The following is an 18,149-nucleotide window of genomic DNA, read 5'->3' as shown; positions in this document are numbered from 1 at the left end:
ATGCTGATGACCCTGGCCCAATGGCTGCAGACGCTCTCGCCCGAGTTCGGGTTCCTGCGCGTCTTCCAGTACCTCACCTTCCGCGCGCTGATGGCCGCGCTGACCGCGCTCGTGGTCGGCCTCGTGGCCGGCCCTTACGTGATCCGCCGCCTTGCCGCACTCAAGATCGGCCAGCCGGTGCGCGGCTACGGCATGGAGACGCACCTCACCAAGAGCGGCACGCCCACCATGGGCGGCGTGCTGGTGCTGTTCGCCATCGCCTTCGCCACGCTGCTGTGGTTCGACATCTCCAACAGGTTCGTGTGGATCGTGCTGTGGGTCACCATGGGCTTCGGTGCCATCGGCTGGGTCGACGACTGGCGCAAGGTGGTGCGCAAGGACCCGGAAGGCATGCGCTCGCGCGAGAAGTACTTCTGGCAGTCATTGGTCGGCCTGCTCGCGGGCTTCTACCTGCTGTTCAGCATCTCCGAAAGCTCCAACTGGCGCGTGCTCGAGCTGTTCTTCGCCTGGGTGCGCTCGGGCTTCGATCTCGACTTTCCGCCCAAGATCAACCTGCTGGTGCCTTTCTTCAAGGAAGTGAGCTACCCGCTCGGCGGCATCGGCTTCGTGATCCTCACGTACCTCGTGATCGTGGGCGCGAGCAATGCGGTGAACCTGACCGACGGCCTCGATGGGCTGGCGATCATGCCGGTGGTGATGGTGGGCTCGGCGCTGGGCGTGTTCGCCTACGTCACGGGCAGCGCGGTGTATTCCAAGTACCTGCTGTTCCCCAACATCCCGGGCTCGGGCGAGCTGCTGGTGTTCTGCTCGGCCATGGCCGGCGCGGGGCTTGCGTTCCTCTGGTTCAACACGCACCCGGCGCAGGTGTTCATGGGCGACGTGGGCGCGCTGGCGCTCGGCGGCGCGCTGGGCACCATCGCGGTCATCGTGCGCCAGGAGATCGTGTTCTTCATCATGGGCGGCATCTTCGTGGTCGAGGCGATCTCGGTGATGGCGCAGGTCATGTACTTCAAGTACACCAAGAAGCGCTTCGGCGAAGGCCGCCGCGTGCTCAAGATGGCGCCGCTGCACCATCACTTCGAGAAGAGCGGCTGGCGCGAGACGCAGGTCGTTGTGCGCTTCTGGATCATCACGATGCTGCTGTGCCTCGTGGGCCTTTCGACGCTGAAGCTGCGGTGACAGGAACATGCGGCATCTGAAAGACCTCCCCGTCCTCGTCCTCGGCCTCGGTGCATCCGGGCTGGCGATGACGCGCTGGTGCGCGCGCCACGGTGCCGTCGTGACCGTGGCCGACACGCGCGAAGCGCCGTCGCTGCTGGCGACGCTGCGGGCGGAACTGCCCGAGGTGGGCTTTGTCGGCGGGCCGTTCTCGGCCGCGCTGGTCGAGGGCACACCGATTCGCGCCGTGTACCGCTCGCCGGGCCTGTCGCCCGAAACCATCGCGCCGGTGACCGATGCGGCGCGGGCCATGGGCCTGCCGGTTGGTGGCGAACTGGACCTGTTCGCGCGCGCGCTGCTGGATCTGCGCACGGTCGAGGTGCCGGTGGTGGAAGCCGGGCCGGAGCCTGAACCCGAAGCCGCCGCCGAAGCGGAAGCACCGGCCGAGCCCGAAGCTCAGGCGCAGCTGGCGCTGGAGGAGCCTGCGCCGGTTGAAGAAGCGGTCGAACCCCCGGCCCCGGCCGAAGCTGCCGAACCTGTCGAAGCGCAGCTCGAATCGACCGTCCCCGCGATGGCCGAAGCGATGCCGCGCGACCCGTCGATGAGCGTTGCCGCCCCGATGCCGTCGGAAGCTTCGGAGGCCGCACCCGCCGAAGTCATCACGACGACGGAAGCCGTCGAGGCCGAACCTGAGCAGACCGACGGCGCAGTGCAAGCAGCACCGGAGGCAGCGGATGTGCCCAAGGCTGCACCCGCCACCGTCTCCCGCCTCCCGACCACAGGCAAGCCCTACGTCCCGACCGCCGCCAGGGAGGCTGCAGAGTTCGTCGCCAAGATCGCCGAGATCTCCGCCACCAATCCGGCCTCGGCCGCGGTGGAGGAAGAGTCGCCCCAGCTCGAACTGGCGCCTCCCGTCGAGCCCGAAGCGCCAAAGGGCTATACGCCCGCGGTGCTCGCCATCACCGGAACCAACGGCAAGACCACCGTGACCTCGCTCACCGGCCAGTTGGTCGAACGCGCGGGCAAGACCGTGGCCGTGGCCGGCAACATTGGCCCGACGCTGCTCGATACGCTGTCCGCGCACATCGATGCCGGCACGCTCCCCGACGTGTGGGTGCTCGAACTGTCGAGCTTCCAGCTCGACGGCGTGCAGGGCTTCGAGCCGACCGCTGCGACGGTGCTCAACCTCACGCAGGACCATCTCGACTGGCACGGCGACATGAAGGCTTATGCCGCAGCCAAGGCGCGCATCTTCGGTTCACGGGGCTTGATGATCCTGAACCGTGACGACGACGGCGTGATGGCCATGCTGCCCGCACCCGTCAGGGTCAAGCTGCAGCGCCCGCAGATCCGCACGCACATCACCTTCGGCAGCGCGATGCCGCTGCGCCCGGGCGACTACGGCATCGAGCGCGTCAACGGCATGGCCTGGCTGGTGCGTGCACTGGAGGCCGACGAAACGCAGAAGCGCAAGCGCGGCGCAGTGGTCGAGGAAGAAATCTTCCTGCAGCGACTGATGCCCGCCGATGCGCTGCGCATCCGCGGCCGCCACAACGCCATGAACGCGCTGGCCGCGCTCGCGCTGGCCAGCGCCGCCGACTGCCCGCTGGGCCCGATGCTCTACGGCCTGCGCGAATACCGCGGCGAGCCGCATCGCGTGGAACCCATCGCCATCGTGGACGAGGTCGAGTACTTCGACGACAGCAAGGGCACCAACGTAGGCGCCACCGTGGCCGCGCTGACCGGTCTCGGCGAAGAGCGCCGCGTCGTCGTGATCCTCGGCGGCGAAGGCAAGGGACAGGACTTCGAACCGCTGGCCGAACCCGTGCGCCAGTACGCGCGCGCCGTGGTGCTCATCGGCCGCGACGCGCCGCTCATCGAAGCCGCGCTGGCACAGACCGGCGTTTCGCTGCTGCATGCCGGCTCGATGGACGAGGCCGTGAAGCTCGCATCCGCACGCGCCAACCCCGGCGATGCCGTGCTGCTGTCACCGGCCTGTGCGAGCTTCGACATGTTCAAGGATTACGCGCACCGCGCCGAGGTGTTCCGCGAGGCCGTGCAGGCCTTCGAGGACAGCCCGCGCGGCATGGGCGATTCGACGGAGGACACGGTTTGAACTCTGCCGCCCCGGGCGCCACGCCCAACGCATCCACCGGCCGCTTCGGCGGCTGGTTCAGGCGCGCCCGCAGCGGGATCGACTCGCTGCCCGTGCACCTGCCCGTGCGGCTGGGCGGCGCCGGCGTCGCGCAGACAAAGGCCACGCCGATGCGCGTGCTGGGTTTCGACCAGGCGCTGGTCTGGGTCACGGTCGCACTGCTGATGTGGGGCCTGGTCATGGTGTATTCGGCCTCCATCGCGCTGCCCGACAACCCGCGCTTTGCGCGCGCCGGCTACAGCGCCTCGTATTTCCTCACGCGGCATGCGGCCTCGGTGATCTTCGCGTTCATCACCGCGCTGCTGGCTTTCCAGATCCCCATGAAGACCTGGGAGCGCGCCGCGCCATGGCTCTTCGTGGCTTCGCTGCTGCTGCTGGTGGCCGTGCTCATTCCGCACATCGGCATCAACGTGAACGGTGCGCGCCGCTGGCTGCCGATGGGCTTCATGCGCTTCCAGCCCTCGGAGCTGGCCAAGCTCGCGATGGTGCTCTACGCCGCCAGCTACATGGTGCGCAAGATGGAGATCAAGGAGCGCTTCTTCCGCGCCGTGCTGCCGATGGGCATCGCGGTGGTGGTGGTCGGCATGCTGGTGATGGCCGAGCCGGACATGGGTGCCTTCATGGTGATCGCGGTGATCGCCATGGGCATCCTGTTCCTGGGCGGCGTGAACGCGCGCATGTTCTTCGTGATCGCCGCGCTGGTGGTGGTGGCCTTCGGCACTATCGTCGCGACCAGCCCGTGGCGCCGCGAACGAATCTTTGCCTACCTCGATCCGTGGAGCGAAGAGCACGCGCTCGGCAAGGGCTACCAGCTGTCGCACTCGCTGATTGCCATCGGGCGCGGCGAGATCTTCGGCGTGGGCCTGGGCGGCAGCGTCGAGAAGCTGCACTGGCTGCCCGAGGCGCACACCGACTTCCTTCTGGCCGTGATCGGCGAGGAATTCGGCCTGGTCGGCGTGCTGCTGATCATCGGCCTGTTCCTTTGGCTCACGCGCCGCATCATGCACATCGGCCGGCAGGCGATCGCGCTCGACCGCGTGTTCTCGGGCCTCGTGGCCCAGGGCGTGGGCGTGTGGCTCGGCTTCCAGACCTTCATCAACATGGGCGTGAATCTCGGTGCGCTGCCGACCAAGGGCCTGACGCTGCCGCTGATGAGCTTCGGCGGCTCGGCCATCCTGATGAACCTGGTGGCGCTGGCCGTGGTGCTGCGCATCGATTACGAAAACCGTGTCCTCATGCGTGGAGGCCGCGTATGACCGGCCGTACCGCACTCGTCATGGCCGGTGGTACCGGTGGCCACATCTTCCCCGGACTCGCGGTGGCCGAGGCCCTGCGCGAGCGCGGCTGGCAGGTGCACTGGCTGGGCGCGCCCGGCAGCATGGAAGAAAAGCTCGTGCCGCCGCGCGGCTTCGCCTTCGAGCCGGTGCAGTTCGGCGGCGTGCGAGGCAAGGGCCCGCTCACGCTGTTCCTGCTGCCGCTGAAGCTGCTGCGCGCCTTCTGGCAGAGCCTGCGCGTGGTGCGCCGCGTGAAGCCCGACGTGCTGGTGGGCCTGGGTGGCTACATCACCTTTCCGGGCGGCATGATGGGCGTGATGCTCAACAAGCCGCTGGTGCTGCACGAGCAGAACTCAGTGGCCGGCCTCGCCAACAAGGTGCTGGCAGGCGTCGCCGATCGTGTGTTCACGGCCTTCCCGAACGTGCTGAAGAAGGCGCAATGGGTGGGCAATCCGCTGCGCGCGGCGTTTACCTCCAAGCCAGATCCGGCCGTGCGCTTCGCGGGCCGCACCGGGCCGCTCAAATTGTTGGTGGTGGGCGGCAGCCTCGGGGCGCGCGGCCTCAACACCGTGGTGCCGCAGGCGCTGGCCCGCATCGAACCGGCGGCGCGCCCGCAGGTGGTGCACCAGAGCGGCGCCAAGCAGATCGACGAGCTGCGCGCCAACTACACGGCGGCCGGCGTCGAAGGCGAGCTCACGCCCTTCATCGAAGACACCGCGCAGGCGTATGCCGACGCCGACATCATCGTCGCGCGCGCCGGTGCCAGTACCGTCACAGAAATCGCGGCCGTCGGCGCAGCAGCGCTGTTCGTGCCTTTCCCCTCGGCGGTCGACGACCACCAGACCACCAACGCGCGCTTCCTTGTGGACGCGGGCGGCGGGTGGCTCGTGCAGCAGACCGACCTCACTCCTGAATTGCTGGCTGATTTGCTACAGAAAACCGGGCGCGACGCGCTGATAGAGAAGGCCGTCAAGGCCAAGACCATGCAGAAGACGAAGGCGGTGGAAGCCGTAGTCCAAGCCTGCGAGGAGCTTGCCAAATGAAGCACGCGATTCGTCACATCCATTTCGTGGGCATCGGCGGCTCTGGCATGAGCGGCATCGCCGAGGTGCTGCTCAACCTGGGCTACAGGATCACGGGCTCCGACCTGTCCGACAGCGCCACGCTGCGCCGGCTCGCGGGCCTGGGCATCGGCACCTTCGTCGGTCACGCTGCTGCGCACATCGACGGGGCCGACGCGGTCGTCACCTCCACCGCCGTGCAGTCGGACAACCCCGAAGTGCTGGCCGCGCGCGAGAAGCGCATTCCGGTCGTGCCGCGCGCGCTGATGCTGGCCGAGCTGATGCGGCTGAAGCAGGGCATCGCCATTGCCGGCACGCATGGCAAGACCACCACCACCAGCCTGGTGGCAAGCGTGCTCGACGCCGCCGGACTCGACCCGACCTTCGTGATCGGCGGGCGCCTGAACAGCGCCGGTGCCAACGCGCAGCTCGGCAGCGGCGACTACATCGTGGTCGAGGCCGACGAGTCGGACGCGTCGTTCCTGAACCTGCTGCCCGTGATGGCGGTGGTCACGAACATCGATGCCGACCATATGGAGACCTACGGGCACGACTTCGCGAAGCTCAAGAAGGCCTTTGTCGATTTCCTGCACCGCATGCCCTTCTACGGCGTGGCCATCCTGTGCACCGACGATCCGGCGGTGCGCGAGATCGTGGCCAACGTGACCTGCCCGGTCACCAGCTACGGCTTCGGCGAGGACGCCCAGGTGCGCGCCGTCGACGTGCGCGCGGTCGGCGGCCAGATGCATTTCACCGCGCAGCGCCGCAATGGCGTGACGCTGCCGGACCTGCCCATCGTGCTGAACCTGCCGGGCGAGCACAACGTGCGCAACGCGCTGTCGGTGATCGCGGTGGCGGTGGAGCTCGGCATTCCCGACGAGGCCGTGCAGCGCGGCCTTGCGGACTTCAAGGGCGTGGGCCGCCGCTTCCAGAGCTACGGCGACGTGGCCGTGCAAGGGGGCCATGCAGCCGGCACCTTCACCGTCATCGACGACTACGGCCATCACCCGGTCGAGATGGCGGCCACCATCGCGGCCGCGCGCGGCGCGTTCCCGGGCCGCCGGCTGGTGCTGGCCTTCCAGCCGCACCGCTACACCCGCACGCGCGACTGCTTCGAGGATTTCGTGAAGGTCATCGGTACCGCCGACTCCGTGCTGCTCGGCGAGGTCTATGCCGCGGGCGAGGCACCCATCGTGGCGGCCGACGGGCGCACGCTGGCGCGCGCGCTGCGCGTGGCCGGCAAGGTCGAGCCGGTGTTCGTCGACGACATCGCGGCCATGCCGCAGGCCATTCTCGACAACGCCCGTCCGGGCGACGTGGTGCTCTCCATGGGCGCCGGGTCCATCGGCGCGGTGCCGGGCAAGGTCGTCGAACTCGGCGCGGCTGTGGCTGCGGCACCCTCAACATCGGAGCGCGGTTCGCGCAAAGGGAGGGCCTCATGAGCCTTCAGAATCCTCAACTCTTCGGCAAGGTTGCCGTGCTGTTCGGCGGCAGTTCCGCCGAACGCGAAATCTCTTTGATGTCGGGCACCGGCGTGCTCGAAGCCCTGCGTTCGCGCGGTGTCGACGCGCACGCCTTCGATCCTTCGCAGCGCGAGCTGGCCGACCTCAAGCGCGAAGGCTTCGCGCGCTGCTTCGTCGCTTTGCATGGCCGCCATGGCGAGGACGGCACCGTGCAGGGCGCGCTCGAACTGCTCGGCATTCCCTACACCGGCTCGGGCGTGATGGCGTCGAGCGTGGCCATGGACAAGGTCATGACCAAGCGCATCTGGCAGGCCGACGGCCTGCCCACGCCCAAGTACGTGCGCCTGGCCTTCGACCAGCAAAGCCGCGAACAGGTCATGGTGGTGCCCGACGTGCTCGGCCTGCCGCTGATCGTGAAGCCACCGCGCGAGGGCTCGTCCATCGGCGTGACCAAGGTCGAGGGCTACTCCCAGATGCAGGACGCGGTCACGCTGTCCGCGAAGTACGACGCCGATGTGCTCTGCGAGGAGTTCATCGAGGGCGAGGAAGTGACCTGTGCCGTGCTCGGCCAGGGGCTCGATGCGCGCGCGCTGCCGGTGGTGCGCATCGCCGCGCCCGAGGGCGCCTACGACTACCAGAACAAGTATTTCACCGACGACGTGAAGTACCAATGCCCGAGCGGCCTTCCCGAGGCCGAGGAGCACGAGATCCAGCGCATCACGCTGGCCGCGTACCACACGCTCGGTTGCCGCGGCTGGGGCCGCGCCGACGTGATGATTCGCGCCAGCGACCGCAAGCCATTCCTGCTGGAGATGAACACCTCGCCCGGCATGACCAGCCATTCGCTGGTGCCGATGTCGGCCCGAGCCGCGGGCATCGCGTACGAAGAACTGTGCCTGCGCGTGCTGGCCTCGGCCGCGCTCGACGCCACGGGGGGGGCGCAATAGCCATGGCCGACGGCATCCCCGCTCCCTTCGACGTCAAGCTCATGAACATCGTCGCGAACATTGCCTTCGCGATGGTGGCGCTCATGCTGCTGGCGGCGGGCGCGTGGTGGGTGCTTCGGCAGCCGTTCTTCCCGCTCGCCGGGATCAAGGTGGACGGCGAGGTCACGCACAACAACGCGGTCACGCTGCGCGCCAACGTGGCACCGCAGCTGTCGGGCAACTTCTTCACCATCGACCTGGCGCGCGCGCGTTCCGCCTTCGAGTCCGTGCCTTGGGTGCGCAGTGCGGTGGTGCGGCGCGAGTTTCCGAACAAGCTGCGTGTGACGCTGACCGAACAGGTGCCGGTGGCCAACTGGGGCGACGAGGCGGGCTCGAAACTGATCAATGGTTTCGGCGACGTGTTCGAGGCCAACGTGGCCGAGGTCGACGACAACCTGCCGCGCCTCGATGGCCCGATCGAACAGGCGGGCCAGGTGCTGGGCATGTACCGTGTGCTGCAGCCGCAGTTCCAGCCCTACGACCTGGCCATCGACGAGCTCACGCTGTCGAGCCGGGGCAGCTGGAAGGTGGTGCTCGACAGCGGCGCCGAGATTGAACTCGGCCGCGGCCAGAGCGAGGAGGTGACGGCCCGCCTGCAGCGGTTCCTGAAGACCGTGACCCAGGTCGCGGGGCAGTACCGCCGCACGATGGCCGACGTCGAGGGCGCCGATCTGCGCCACAACGACGCGTATGCACTGCGGCTGCGCGGCGTCACCACGGTCTCGCCAGAGGCCCCAAGAAAAATCAAGTAGCGAATACCGAGAAATCGAGGACATATCAATGCCCAAAGAATACAAAGACCTGGTCGTAGGACTCGACATCGGCACCGCCAAGGTGATGGTGGTGGTGGCCGAGGTGCTGCCCGGTGGCGAGCTCAAGCTGGCCGGCCTCGGCATCGCGCCGAGCAATGGGCTCAAGCGCGGCGTGGTGGTGAACATCGACGCCACCGTGCAGAGCATCCAGCAGGCGTTGAAAGAGGCCGAGCTGATGGCCGACTGCAAGATCAGCCGCGTCTACACCGGCATCACCGGCAGCCATATCCGCGGCATCAATTCCAGCGGCATGGTGGCGGTGAAGGACAAGGAAGTGACGCCCGCCGACGTGGCCCGCGTGGTGGAGACGGCGCGCGCCATCAACATCTCGAGCGACCAGCGCCTGCTGCTGGTGGAGCCGCAGGAGTTTGTGATCGACGGCCAGGACGTGAAGGAGCCGATCGGCATGAGCGGCATGCGGCTCGAAGCCAAGGTGCACATCGTGACCGGCGCGCAGAGCGCGGCCGAGAACATCATCAAGTGCGTGCGCCGCTGCGGCCTCGAGGTCGACCAGCTGATGCTGAACCCGCTGGCCTCGAGCCAGGCGGTGCTGACGGAAGATGAACGCGAACTGGGCGTGGTGCTGGTCGACATCGGCGCGGGCACGACCGACGTGGCGATCTTCACCAACGGCGCGATCCGCCACACGGCCGTGATCCCGATCGCGGGCGACCTCATCACGAGCGACATCGCGATGGCGCTGCGCACGCCGACGAAGGACGCGGAAGACATCAAGGTCGAAAACGGCTATGCCAAGCAGCTGCTGGCCGACCCCGACACGCAGGTCGAAGTGCCGGGCCTGGGCGATCGCGGCCCGCGCATGCTGAGCAAGCAGGCGCTGGCCGGCGTGATCGAGCCGCGCATCGAAGAGATCTTCTCGCTGGTGCAGCAGGTGGTGCGCGAGTCGGGCTACGAGGAAGTGCTGTCGTCGGGCGTGGTGCTCACGGGTGGCAGCGCGGTGATGCCGGGCATGGTCGAGCTTGGGGAAGACATCTTCCTGAAGCCTGTGCGGCGCGGCATTCCGAAGTATTCGAGCGCGTTGTCCGACATGGTCGCGCAGCCCCGTGCGGCGACAGTCATGGGTCTGCTCGAAGAAGCTCGTTTCGCGCGCATGCGCGGCTTCAAGGTCGCGCAGAAGAATGGGTCGGTAAAGACTGCATTCGGACGTTTCAAGGACTTCATCGTGGGGAACTTCTGACCATGATCCATTCCCCACTCTGGCTCGCGCGTGGAAGCCCTCCATTGCATTTCAACGAGCGATGGCGGCGCACAGGTCCACCATCGTGACGGTCTCATCGTTGATCCCGTCACGGCACAAGAAAAATTCATAGATACACAACGGCAACTGCAAGATTCAAGGAGTTAAAAATGACCATCGAAATGATCGAAGTCGAAGAGTTCAACCAGGGCACGCAGATCAAGGTGATCGGTGTCGGCGGTGGCGGCGGCAACGCGGTCGCCCACATGATGGAACGCGGCGTGCAGGGCGTTCAGTTCGTCTGCGCGAACACTGACGCACAGGCACTGCAGCGCAGCAGCGCGCACAAGATCATCCAGCTCGGCACCAGCGGCCTGGGCGCCGGCAGCAAGCCCGACAAGGGCCGTGAAGCGGCCGAACTCGCGGTGGACGACATCCGCGCGGCCATCGACGGCGCGCACATGCTGTTCATCACGGCCGGCATGGGCGGCGGCACCGGCACCGGCGCCGCTCCCGTGATCGCGCGCGTCGCGAAGGAAATGGGCATCCTCACCGTGGGCGTGGTGACCAAGCCCTTCGACTGGGAAGGCGGCCGTCGCATGACCAACGCCGACGCCGGGCTGGCCGAACTCGAAGCCAACGTCGACTCGCTGATCGTGGTGCTCAACGAGAAGCTGCTCGACGTCCTGGGCGAGGACATCACCCAGGACGAAGCCTTCGCGCACGCCAACGACGTGCTGAAGAACGCCGTGGGCGGCATCTCGGAAATCATCAACGAGTACGGCGGCGTCAACGTCGACTTCGAAGACGTGCGCACCGTGATGGGCGAACCCGGCAAGGCCATGATGGGCACGGCCGCCGCCGCGGGCCCGGACCGCGCGCGCATCGCCGCCGAACAGGCCGTGGCCTGCCCGCTGCTCGAAGGCATCGACCTCTCGGGCGCCAAGGGCGTGCTGGTGTTGGTGACGGCGTCGAAGGGTTCGCTGAAGCTGAACGAGTCGAAGCTCGCGATGAACACCATCCGCGCCTACGCTTCGCCGGACGCGCACGTGATCTACGGCGCCGCCTACGACGACAGCCTCGGCGACCAGATGCGCGTGACCGTGGTGGCCACCGGCCTCTCGCGTGCCGATGCCCGCCGTCAGGCCCCCACGCTCGAAGTGATCCGCACCGGTACCGACAACATCCCGTTCACCGTGCCGACGCTCGGTGGCATGGGTCATGCCGGTGGCAGCGGCAGCCAGCCCAACTACGACGGCATGGCCGTTCCCAGCGTGTGGCGCACCAACCGCACGATGGCCGCCGCGAAGGTGGACGCGCTGTCTTCGGGCGGCATGGACGACTTCGAGATCCCGGCCTTCCTGCGCCGCCAGGCCGACTGATATCGGCTCGCCCCCCGGCTGCGCGCACTTCGTGTCGCTTCGCCTTCCCCCTGCCGGGGGCAACACCTGAGGACCGGCGGAGCCGGATCCTCGGTGTTTCGCGAAGCGGCCTATAGACGCAGAGGGCACGAAGGTTCGCAAGGGGCGCAGGGGGGACCTGAAAGGGACTTCCCCTGACCCTAGGCGCTGCGTTCACTTCGTGCCCCTTGCGTCCATCGTCGGGGGTTTAATGGATAGGACCCATGTCTATCGGTGCCATAGCGAAGGGCATAGGGGCCCACGCCCGGCGCGCGCCTAAAATCCCCGGCGTGCTGCAACAACGAACCCTCAAGTCGATCAGCCGCGCCGTGGGCGTGGGGCTTCACAGCGGCCAACGCGTGGAGCTGACCCTGCGTCCGGCCCCGGCCGACACGGGCATCGTGTTCCGCCGCGTCGACCTGCCGGAGCCGGTCGAGATCCGCATGACCGCCGAGTCGGTCACCGACACGCGTCTCGCGTCCACGGTCTCCACCGGCGGCGCGAAGGTGCAGACCGTCGAGCACATCATGTCCGCCTGCGCGGGCCTGGGCATCGACAACCTCTACATCGACATCACGGCCGACGAAGTGCCGATCCTCGACGGGTCGGCCTCGTCCTTCGTGTTCTTGCTGCAAAGCGCGGGCATCGCGCTGCAGAAGGCGCCGCGCCGCTTCATCCGCGTGACCCGCAAGGTCGAGGTGCGCGAGGGCGAAGGCGCCAACGAGAAATGGGCGAGCCTGGAGCCGTACCACGGCTACAAGCTGAGCTTCGAGATCGACTTCGACCACCGCGTCGTCAACTCCACCGGCCAGCGCGTGGAGTTCGACCTGGGCACTGATTCATACAGCCGCGACATCGCGCGTGCGCGCACCTTCGGTTTCACCAAGGAGGTCGAGTACATGCGCAGCAAGGGCCTCGCGCTCGGCGGCGGGCTGGACAACGCCATCGTGATGGACGACACCAAGGTGCTCAATGCCGGCGGCCTGCGCTATGACGACGAGTTCGTGAAGCACAAGATCCTCGACGCGATGGGCGACCTTTACATCATCGGCAAGCCGCTGCTGGCGGCCTACACCGCGTTCCGCTCGGGCCATGCGCTCAACAACAAGCTGCTGCGCGAACTGCTCTCGCACAGCGACGCCTACGAAGTCGTGACCTTCGACGACGAGAAGCGCGCGCCACGCGGTTTCGGCGAAGTCGCCCGCGCCTGGTAGGCGTCGCCCCGACGATGCTTCTTTTCCGCTGGGCCATCCTGCTGCTTCTGCTGGTGGCGGGCGTGTGCTTCGCGTTCTATGCGGGCACGGGGCAGGCCAGGTACCGGCGCATCGGATGGATCGTGTTGAAGTGGACGCTGCTCGCGGCGTTCGGCTTCTTCGCGGTGCTGATCGCCGAACGCGTCGTGTAGTTGGGCTCGCCCCCAGGCTTCGTGCATTGGCCCGTCAGGCGGCCAGCGCCTGCAACGCCTGCACCTGTTGCGCGAGCAGCGGTCCCTTGCGGTGTGTGGGCACCAGCAGCATGACTGTGTCGCCGACTGCTTTCGGCCTGCCCCAGGGCGCATGCAGCTTGCCTTGCGCGAGCATTGGCGCAACCAGCCGCTCGCGACCCATCAGCACGCCTTCGCCATCGAGCGCGGCCTGCAGTGCGAGGCTGTAGAGCGAGAAGTCGGGGCCGGCCGCGAGCGCGTCGGCTTCGATCGCCGTGGTGCCGGGCCGCGCGGCTTGCAGCCAGCGCGGCCAGTCGTCGCGCCAGACGGTGTCGTGCAGGCCGCCGCAGCGCGCCAGCAGTTCCGTCAGGTCATCGAGGGAGCGCGGCCTGCCGCTGGGTGATGGCTGCTGCAGGCGCGGGCTGCACACCGGCAGCAGCCGGTCGCGTACCAGCGGGATCGCCTGCGCGCCGACGGCTGTTTCGATGTGCTCGCCGGCCCGTGCATAGAACAGCCCGAGATCGAAGGGCTCGCGGCGGAAATTCGGCGGCTGCTCCAACGCCGTGACCGACACCTGCACGCCGGGCAGCGCGGCCTTCAGCCGGGAGAGCCGCGGCGACAGCCAAAGCTGCGCCACGGCCGGCAGCGCAGCCACCTGCAGCGTGCTGCGGCGCGCGGCGGTCTGGGTCTCGTGGCGCAGTGCCTGCACCGCAAGGCCGAGCTGATCGACGGCCGCGCTGAGGGCAGGCAAGGCGCGCCGCCCGTGCGGGCTGAGGCGAATGCCCTGGCTGTGCCGCTCGAACAGTGCGCCGCCGGCCCAGGTTTCCAGCGCCTTGATCTGCTGCGCGACGGCGGCCGGCGTGACGAACAGTTCTTCGGCCGCGCGCGCGAAGCTGCCGTGGCGCGCGGCCGCCTCGAAAGCGCGCACGGCCGTGTGCGGCGGCAGGCGAGGGCGGGGCGGTGCGAGCGGCATGCGAGGATCTTCCAGGCCAAGTTTTTCCAGGGCTCAGGCCTAGATTATCCGGTTTGCCCGGCCGCGCACTGCAGGCGACGATGCGCCCATCCACCACTTCCAGCGAGATCCACCGCATGCCCGCCGCCCTGCAACGCCGCCCCTGGGTTCCCGCCGCCAGCGAAGACCACGTGCTTTCCATTGCCGCCGACGCCGCCGCGCGCGATGCGGCGGGCGTCGCCACCGAGATCGAGCGGCTGGTGGCCGACAACCACCGCATCCACGACATCGACGGGCTGAATCTCAACCCCGCTACCAACGTGATGAACCCAGCCGCCGAGGCGCTGCTGTCGCGCGGGCTCGGCTCGCGCCCCTCGCTCGGCTATCCGGGCGACAAGTACGAGATGGGATTGGAGGCCATCGAGCGGATCGAGGTCGTCGCCGCCGAACTCGCGGCTGAGGTCTTCGGCGCGAAGTTCGCCGAAGTGCGCGTGAGTTCCGGCGCGCTGTCGAATCTCTACGTGTTCATGGCGACTTGCCAGCCTGGCGACACGATCATCGTGCCGCCGCCCAGCATCGGCGGCCATGTCACGCACCATGCGGCGGGCGCGGCCGGGCTCTATGGCCTGAAGCCGGTTTCCGCGCCGGTCGATGCCGATGGCTATACGGTCGATACCATCGCGCTGGCCAGGCTGGCGCGCGAAGTGAAGCCGAAGCTCATCACCATCGGCGGCAGCCTGAACCTGTTTCCGCATCCGGTGCCCGAGATCCGCGAGATCGCCGATGGCGTGGGCGCGAAGCTGCTGTTCGACGCGGCACACCTCTCGGGCATGGTGGCCGGCAAGGCGTGGCCGCAGCCGCTCGAACAGGGTGCGCATGCGATCACCATGAGCACCTACAAGAGCCTGGGCGGCCCGGCGGGTGGCCTGATCGTGTCGAATGACGCGGCGCTGATGGAGCGCATCGACGCCATCGCATACCCCGGCCTCACGGCCAATTCGGATGCGGGCCGCACGGCCGCGCTGGCCCGCGGGCTGCTCGACTGGAAGGCGCATGGCGTAGCCTATGCAGCTGCCATGCGCGAGACCGCGCAGGCACTGGCGCGCGCGCTCGATGCGCAAGGCCTGCCCGTGTTCGCGAAGGCGCGCGGCTTCACGCAGTCGCACCAGCTTGCGGTTGAAGCAGCGCGCTGGGGCGGCGGGCAGCATGCGGCGAAGAAGCTCGCGCGAGGCGGCCTGCTGGCCTGCGGCATCGGCCTGCCGATCGCGCCCGTGGAGGGCGACATCAATGGCCTGCGGCTCGGCGTGCCCGAGATCGTGCGCCTGGGCTTCACGCCCGACGACATGCCGCAGCTTGCCGACTGGATCGCGCGTGCACTCGAAGGCGATGCGGCGTGCGTGGCCGCCGAAGTGCGCGAGCGCCGCACGCGGCTCGGCGAGTTGCGCTACATCGTGCGCTGACTCAGCGCGAACGCCCTTGCCGGTAGGTGCCGGCGTGGGTCTTCGACAGCTGGGCCGCTTCCGCGAGCCGCGCCATCGAGCGCCCCACCTGTGCATGCGTGATGGCGATGCCCAGCGCGTCCGCCGCATCGGCGCCCGGCAGGCCTGGCAGGTCGAGCAGCCGCCGCACCATCTCCTGCACCTGCGCCTTGGCGGCCTGGCCGTGGCCCGCCACGGCCTTCTTCATCTGCAGCGCGGTGTACTCGGCCACCGAGAGGTTGTTGCTGACCAGCGCGGTCACGCAGGCACCGCGCGCCTGCCCCAGCAGCAGCGTCGACTGCGGGTTGACATTGACGAAAATGATCTCGACCGCCGACGCATCGGGCTGGTAGCGCGACGTGATCTCCGCGATGCCGTCGAACAGCACCTTCAGGCGCGCCGGCAGGTTGCCGGTGCCCAGATGCCGGGTGCTGATGGTGCCGCTGGCCACGTAGCGCAGCGCATGGCCGTCCGCGTCGACCACGCCGAAACCGGTGGTCTGCAAGCCGGGGTCGATGCCAAGAATGCGCATGAGAGAAACGAAAGGCCTACGCCCGAGCAAAGAGGAGAGAGAAGGACCGAGCCAGCGCTGGAAAGCCGCGCGATCGCGGGCAGAATCCGTGCCGATTCGTACAGTCTGCCCCGCTTCCCGCAGGGCGCGCCACACAAGGAAGCGAATGTGAATGTAGTCGAGTCCTCCGCGCAGCGGCAACTGGACGAGGCGCAAGCCTTGCTCGAACGCCTGCAGCACCCCGCTGAACGCGCAGCCGCGAGCTTCCGGCGCGTCGAACTGCTCAACGACCTGGGCCGCCGCGACGAGGCGCTGGCCGGCTGCACCTGGCTGCTCGACGAATTCGCGGCCATGCCCGAGGCCGGCGTGGTCGTGCCCTGCTGCCAGGCGCTGCGCCTGCTGGCGCACATGCTGCGCCAGATGCACCGCCCCGCCGATGCGCTCGCCACCCTCGACCGCCTGATCGCCGCGCACGGCCAGCGCGGCGAGCCCGGGATCCGCGAGCACATCGCCCATGCGCTGTACCAGCGCACCTGGTGGATCGACGAGCCCGCGGCGCGCTGCGAGGCCTGCGACGCCATGAGCGAACTGCTCGACAGCCAGCCCGATGCCGCGCTCGACGCCTGGCGCGTGGAGGCCCGGCTGCTCAAGGCCGAGATCGAACATCACCGCGGCCTGCCGCAGGACGCACTGGCCACGCTCGATGCGGTAATCGAGCGCTTCGACGGCAGCACCGAGCCGGGCGTGGTGCTGCGCGTGGCGCGCGCGCGCCTGGCCTCGGTGCTGAACCTGCGCGAGCTGGCGCAGCATGCGCAGGCCCAGGTGATGTGCCTGGCGGTGGCCGACCAGATCGAGGCCGGCCTTGAGGACGCGGCGCCCGAGCTGCGCATCGAGGGCGTGCGGGCGCTGACCCTGTTCTTCGACGGGTTCGGCATCGACGAGCATGCGAACCGCGCCGAGCTGGTCGGCTGGCTGCTCGAGCGCTACGGCCGCGATGCCTCGGCGCAGGTACGCCGCATGGCCGTGCGCCGTGCCTACGACTGGTCGGTGGGCCTGCGCGAGCAGGATGACGGGGAGGCCGCGCTGGCCGCCTGCGAGCGGTTGCTCGCCACCTTCGGCGCGGACTCCGATGCCGGGGTGCAGCGCACCGTGGCGGGCGCGCTGCTCAACAAGGGCTTCGTGCTGCTCGAACGGCTCGGCCGGGCCGAAGAGGCGCTCGCCGTGTACGAGCAGCTCGCGAAGCAATTGCGGGGCGCTCTCACGCCCGAGCTGCAGGACACCCTGGACAAGGCCACCGCCGGCCGCCAGGCCTGCCTGAAGCGGCTGCGCAAGGCCGATGCCGCCGGCAACCTGCCGGAACTGCCGTCCGAGCTGCGCGACGAAGTGCGCGACAAGGTCAGGCAGGGCCGCAAGCATGGCGATGCCGGCGAATCGAACGAGGCCATCGCGCTGTTCGACGAGGTGCTGGCCGCGCATGGCGCGTCGCCGCACCCCGAGCTGCGCCGGCAGTGCGCGCGGGCGCTGGTCCACAAGGCCTTTTGCCTGGTCGCGCTGGAGCGCTTCGCCGAAGTGGTCGTTGCCGCCGATGCGATGGACGCGCGCTACGGCGCCGACCCGTCCACGGAGATGCAGGAGACCGTCGCGCTGTGCCTGCAATACAAGAGCACCGCGCTCGACCGCCTCGGCCTGCACGACGACGGGATGCGGGTGCACGACCAGATCGTCGCGCGCTGGGGCAACTCCGAGTTGCCGGACCTGCGCGGGCGCGTGGTCGGTGCGCTGTTCCGCAAGGGCGCCACGCTGCGCCAGACCGGCCAGCTCAAGGCGGCCGTGGACTGCTACGACGAGGCCATTGCTCGCACCACCGGTGCGAGGGAAGGCACGCTGCAGCTGTGGGCCGCCAAGTCGATGATCAACAAGGCCAAGGCGCTCGACAAGCTCGGCGACCCCGTGGGGCAGGCCAAGGCCTACCGCGCGCTGATCGCGCGCTTCGGCGATTCGGGCGATGCCGCGCTGCGCGAGCGCGTCGCCAATGCCTGCGAATGGCTGGCCGAGGCCGAGGGCCGGCAGGGTCGCGTCGAGGCGCAGCGCGCGGCGCTCGAAGCCGCGCTGGGGCGCTTCGGCACGGCGTTGTCGGCCGAGCAGCGCGCGCGCCTCATGCGCGAGCTGCAGGCGCTGAAGGCCAGGGCGTTCGGCCGAAAGGCCAAGGAGGCCTTCGACCGCGTGGTGCGACGCAAGGCCTGAGCGAGGTCACCCGACACTCGAATCTGAACTGTCT

15 protein-coding genes are annotated in these 18,149 nt (G+C 68.6%); 13 read left to right on the top strand and 2 right to left on the bottom strand.

The window, feature by feature from the left end:
- From mraY to ACCD11_RS19650, 11 genes are all read left to right on the top strand, one after another.
- A complete protein-coding gene (mraY, locus tag ACCD11_RS19700) occupies window positions 1–1,179 on the top strand; it encodes a phospho-N-acetylmuramoyl-pentapeptide-transferase (RefSeq protein WP_007832453.1) in 1,179 nt (392 codons plus the stop codon).
- Between the two features lie 7 nt (window positions 1,180–1,186).
- A complete protein-coding gene (gene murD, locus ACCD11_RS19695; RefSeq protein ID WP_413315131.1) occupies window positions 1,187–3,274 on the top strand; it encodes a UDP-N-acetylmuramoyl-L-alanine--D-glutamate ligase in 2,088 nt (695 codons plus the stop codon).
- Window positions 3,271–4,569 carry a putative lipid II flippase FtsW gene (gene ftsW, locus ACCD11_RS19690; RefSeq protein WP_413315130.1) on the top strand — a complete coding sequence of 433 codons (1,299 nt, stop codon included), beginning with the start codon at window positions 3,271–3,273 and terminating at the stop codon, window positions 4,567–4,569. Before murD ends, ftsW begins: the two co-directional genes overlap by 4 nt.
- Entirely contained in the window at window positions 4,566–5,630 is a 1,065-nt protein-coding gene (gene murG, locus ACCD11_RS19685) for an undecaprenyldiphospho-muramoylpentapeptide beta-N-acetylglucosaminyltransferase (RefSeq protein WP_413315129.1), read from the top strand. The genes ftsW and murG overlap by 4 nt, the downstream gene beginning before the upstream one ends.
- Window positions 5,627–7,090: a UDP-N-acetylmuramate--L-alanine ligase gene (gene murC, locus ACCD11_RS19680; RefSeq protein WP_007832447.1), complete on the top strand. Its 1,464-nt coding sequence runs from the start codon at window positions 5,627–5,629 to the stop codon at window positions 7,088–7,090. Before murG ends, murC begins: the two co-directional genes overlap by 4 nt.
- Window positions 7,087–8,058, top strand: a complete 972-nt coding sequence (locus ACCD11_RS19675) for a D-alanine--D-alanine ligase (protein WP_007832446.1) — start codon at window positions 7,087–7,089, stop codon at window positions 8,056–8,058. Before murC ends, ACCD11_RS19675 begins: the two co-directional genes overlap by 4 nt.
- Before the next feature lie 2 nt (window positions 8,059–8,060).
- Complete coding sequence (locus ACCD11_RS19670) at window positions 8,061–8,849, top strand: cell division protein FtsQ/DivIB (RefSeq protein ID WP_413315128.1); 789 nt, start codon at window positions 8,061–8,063, stop codon at window positions 8,847–8,849.
- A 28-nt stretch (window positions 8,850–8,877) separates the two neighbouring features.
- Window positions 8,878–10,107, top strand: coding sequence for a cell division protein FtsA (gene ftsA, locus ACCD11_RS19665; RefSeq protein ID WP_007832444.1), 1,230 nt, complete (start codon window positions 8,878–8,880; stop codon window positions 10,105–10,107).
- A 170-nt stretch (window positions 10,108–10,277) separates the two neighbouring features.
- Entirely contained in the window at window positions 10,278–11,489 is a 1,212-nt protein-coding gene (gene ftsZ, locus ACCD11_RS19660) for a cell division protein FtsZ (protein WP_007832443.1), read from the top strand.
- Window positions 11,490–11,797: 308 nt separating this feature from the next.
- Complete coding sequence (gene lpxC, locus ACCD11_RS19655) at window positions 11,798–12,721, top strand: UDP-3-O-acyl-N-acetylglucosamine deacetylase (protein WP_042673244.1); 924 nt, start codon at window positions 11,798–11,800, stop codon at window positions 12,719–12,721.
- Window positions 12,722–12,735: 14 nt separating this feature from the next.
- A complete protein-coding gene (locus ACCD11_RS19650; RefSeq protein WP_007832441.1) occupies window positions 12,736–12,912 on the top strand; it encodes a hypothetical protein in 177 nt (58 codons plus the stop codon).
- A 34-nt stretch (window positions 12,913–12,946) separates the two neighbouring features.
- On the opposite strand, the gene ACCD11_RS19645 is transcribed toward ACCD11_RS19650, so the two are convergent.
- Window positions 12,947–13,903, bottom strand: a complete 957-nt coding sequence (locus tag ACCD11_RS19645) for a LysR family transcriptional regulator (protein ID WP_413315127.1) — start codon at window positions 13,901–13,903, stop codon at window positions 12,947–12,949.
- Window positions 13,904–14,019: 116 nt separating this feature from the next.
- On the opposite strand from ACCD11_RS19645, the gene glyA reads away from it, so the two are divergent.
- A complete protein-coding gene (gene glyA / locus ACCD11_RS19640; RefSeq protein WP_007832435.1) occupies window positions 14,020–15,342 on the top strand; it encodes a serine hydroxymethyltransferase in 1,323 nt (440 codons plus the stop codon).
- A gap of 1 nt (window position 15,343) precedes the next feature.
- On the opposite strand, the gene ruvC is transcribed toward glyA, so the two are convergent.
- Window positions 15,344–15,892 (bottom strand): crossover junction endodeoxyribonuclease RuvC, encoded by a 549-nt coding sequence (ruvC, locus tag ACCD11_RS19635; protein WP_007832433.1) that lies wholly within the window; start codon window positions 15,890–15,892, stop codon window positions 15,344–15,346.
- A gap of 147 nt (window positions 15,893–16,039) precedes the next feature.
- On the opposite strand from ruvC, the gene ACCD11_RS19630 reads away from it, so the two are divergent.
- A complete protein-coding gene (locus ACCD11_RS19630) occupies window positions 16,040–18,115 on the top strand; it encodes a hypothetical protein (protein WP_413315126.1) in 2,076 nt (691 codons plus the stop codon).
- Window positions 18,116–18,149 lie beyond the last annotated feature (34 nt).

The sequence above is a fragment of the Variovorax sp. Varisp36 genome, assembly GCF_047304235.1.
In the GTDB taxonomy this organism is placed as follows: domain Bacteria; phylum Pseudomonadota; class Gammaproteobacteria; order Burkholderiales; family Burkholderiaceae_C; genus Variovorax.
This window is presented reverse-complemented; position numbering and strand designations above follow the sequence as displayed.

Bases quoted from the DNA above. Each gene is read 5' to 3' on its own strand.
- mraY (WP_007832453.1), top strand. From the start codon at position 1: ATGCTGATGACCCTGGCCCAATGGCTGCAGACGCTCTCGCCCGAGTTC.
- murD (WP_413315131.1), top strand. From the start codon at position 1,187: ATGCGGCATCTGAAAGACCTCCCCGTCCTCGTCCTCGGCCTCGGTGCA.
- murG (WP_413315129.1), top strand. From the start codon at position 4,566: ATGACCGGCCGTACCGCACTCGTCATGGCCGGTGGTACCGGTGGCCAC.
- murC (WP_007832447.1), top strand. From the start codon at position 5,627: ATGAAGCACGCGATTCGTCACATCCATTTCGTGGGCATCGGCGGCTCT.
- ACCD11_RS19675 (WP_007832446.1), top strand. From the start codon at position 7,087: ATGAGCCTTCAGAATCCTCAACTCTTCGGCAAGGTTGCCGTGCTGTTC.
- ACCD11_RS19670 (WP_413315128.1), top strand. From the start codon at position 8,061: ATGGCCGACGGCATCCCCGCTCCCTTCGACGTCAAGCTCATGAACATC.
- ftsA (WP_007832444.1), top strand. From the start codon at position 8,878: ATGCCCAAAGAATACAAAGACCTGGTCGTAGGACTCGACATCGGCACC.
- ftsZ (WP_007832443.1), top strand. From the start codon at position 10,278: ATGACCATCGAAATGATCGAAGTCGAAGAGTTCAACCAGGGCACGCAG.
- ACCD11_RS19650 (WP_007832441.1), top strand. From the start codon at position 12,736: ATGCTTCTTTTCCGCTGGGCCATCCTGCTGCTTCTGCTGGTGGCGGGC.
- ACCD11_RS19645 (WP_413315127.1), bottom strand. From the start codon at position 13,903: ATGCCGCTCGCACCGCCCCGCCCTCGCCTGCCGCCGCACACGGCCGTG.
- glyA (WP_007832435.1), top strand. From the start codon at position 14,020: ATGCCCGCCGCCCTGCAACGCCGCCCCTGGGTTCCCGCCGCCAGCGAA.
- ruvC (WP_007832433.1), bottom strand. From the start codon at position 15,892: ATGCGCATTCTTGGCATCGACCCCGGCTTGCAGACCACCGGTTTCGGC.